The sequence below is a fragment of the Microvirga calopogonii genome, from assembly GCF_003347665.1.
GTDB classification, from domain to species: Bacteria; Pseudomonadota; Alphaproteobacteria; order Rhizobiales; family Beijerinckiaceae; genus Microvirga; species Microvirga calopogonii.
Genome location: NZ_QDGA01000232.1, coordinates 1 through 1,869, shown reverse-complemented (window position 1 = coordinate 1,869; position 1,869 = coordinate 1). Strand labels below are relative to the sequence as shown.

The following is a 1,869-nucleotide window of genomic DNA, read 5'->3' as shown; positions in this document are numbered from 1 at the left end:
TAGCCCGGCGCGATCACGTTGACGGTGACGCCCTTGTTGGCGTTCTCCTGCGCCAGCGCCTTGGCGAAGCCGATCACGCCTGCCTTCGCAGCGGAATAGTTCGCCTGCCCCATCTGGCCCTTCTGGCCGTTGATGGACGAGATGATGATGATGCGTCCGAAACCGCGCTCGCGCATGCCCTCGATCACGGGGCGCGTGCAGGTGAACATGGAATCGAGATTGGTGCGGATGACGGCAGACCACTGATCGTAGGTCATCTTGTGGAACATGCCGTCGCGGGTGATGCCCGCGTTGTTGACCAGGATGTCGACCGGGCCGAGTTCGGCTTCGACGGACCTGATGCCGCTCTCGCAGGATGCTGCATCGGAAACGTCGAATTTGAAGACCGGAATGCCGGTCTCCGTCTTGAACCGATTGGCGGCTTCGTCATTGCCGCCGTAATTCGCGGCAACCTTGTAGCCCGCGTCCTTCAAGCCTTTTGAAATCGCGGCACCGATGCCGCGGGTGCCGCCGGTGACCAATGCAACACGCGCCATGCTGTTTCCTTCCCAAGACCGTTTCCGTGCGGATCTCTCGAGGATCCCTTCATTGTCAGGCGGCCCGATCCGAGCCCCTCACAACATAGCTTAGGATATTTGGCGGAACGGGAAAGAGAGAAGCTCCGGAATTTCCGGAGCTTCATGACGTTTTAGCAGTTTCGGTGCGTCAGGCCGTTCAGCGCTCCAGGCACATGGCCACGCCCATGCCGCCGCCGATGCAGAGGGTCGCGAGCCCCTTCTTGGCGTTGCGCCGGCCCATCTCGTGCAGCAGGGTCACGAGCACGCGGGCGCCCGATGCTCCGATCGGGTGGCCGATGGCGATGGCGCCGCCGTTCACGTTCACGATGGACGGATCCCAGCCCATGTCCTTGTTGACCGCGAGCGCCTGGGCGGCGAAGGCCTCGTTGGCCTCGACGAGTTCGAGGTCGGACACCTTCCAGCCGGCCTTTTCCAGCGCCTTGCGCGAGGACGGGATCGGACCCGTGCCCATGATGGCCGGATCGACGCCGGCGGTCGCCCAGGAGGCGATGCGGGCGAGCGGGGTCAGGCCGCGTTTCTCGGCTTCGGCTTCCGTCATCAGCACGACGGCGGCGGCGCCGTCATTGATGCCCGAGGCATTGCCGGCCGTGACCGTGCCCTCCTTCGAAAAGGCGGGGCGCAGCTTGGCGAGCGCTTCGAGCGTGGTGCCGGCGCGGATGTACTCGTCCTGGTCCACGATGATGTCGCCCTTGCGGGAGGCAATCGTCACGGGCGTGATCTCGTCCTTGAACCGGCCTTCCTTCTGAGCGGCCTCGGCCTTGTTCTGGGAGCTCGTGGCGAACTGGTCCTGCTCCTCGCGGGTGAGCTGCCAGCGCTGGGCCACGTTCTCGGCGGTGGTGCCCATGTGGTAGCCGTGGAACGCGTCCATCAGGCCGTCCTTGAGCATGGTGTCCGTGAGCTTGAAGTCGCCCATCTTGGTGCCGGACCTCATATGGGCCGCGTGGGGTGCGAGCGACATGGATTCCTGGCCGCCCGCCACGATGATGGCGGCATCGCCGTTGGCGATCTGCTGCATGCCGATGGCGACCGTGCGCAGGCCGGAGCCGCAGAGCTGGTTGAGGCCCCAGGCGGTCTTTTCCTGCGGCACGCCCGCCGCCATGGCGGCCTGGCGGGCCGGGTTCTGGCCCTGGGCCGCGGTGAGGATCTGGCCGAGGATCACCTCGTCCACCTCTCCGCCTTCCACCTTGGCGCGCTCGAGGGCCGCCTTGATGGCGATGGCGCCGAGCTCATGAGCCGGGGTATTGGCGAAGGCGCCGTTGAACGAGCCGACGGGGGTGCGCGCCGCGCCGAC

General features: G+C 65.9%; 2 protein-coding genes. Both read right to left on the bottom strand.

All coding sequences use genetic code 11. The features are described 5' to 3' along the window. Window positions 1-536, bottom strand: a 536-nt coding sequence (locus tag DDF70_RS36140; RefSeq protein ID WP_114948894.1) for an SDR family NAD(P)-dependent oxidoreductase, incomplete at its 3' end; no start/stop codon positions are given. 178 nt (window positions 537-714) lie between these two features. Further along, window positions 715-1,869 (bottom strand): acetyl-CoA C-acetyltransferase (locus tag DDF70_RS36135; RefSeq protein WP_162820918.1); only part of this gene is annotated, 1,155 nt, incomplete at its 5' end.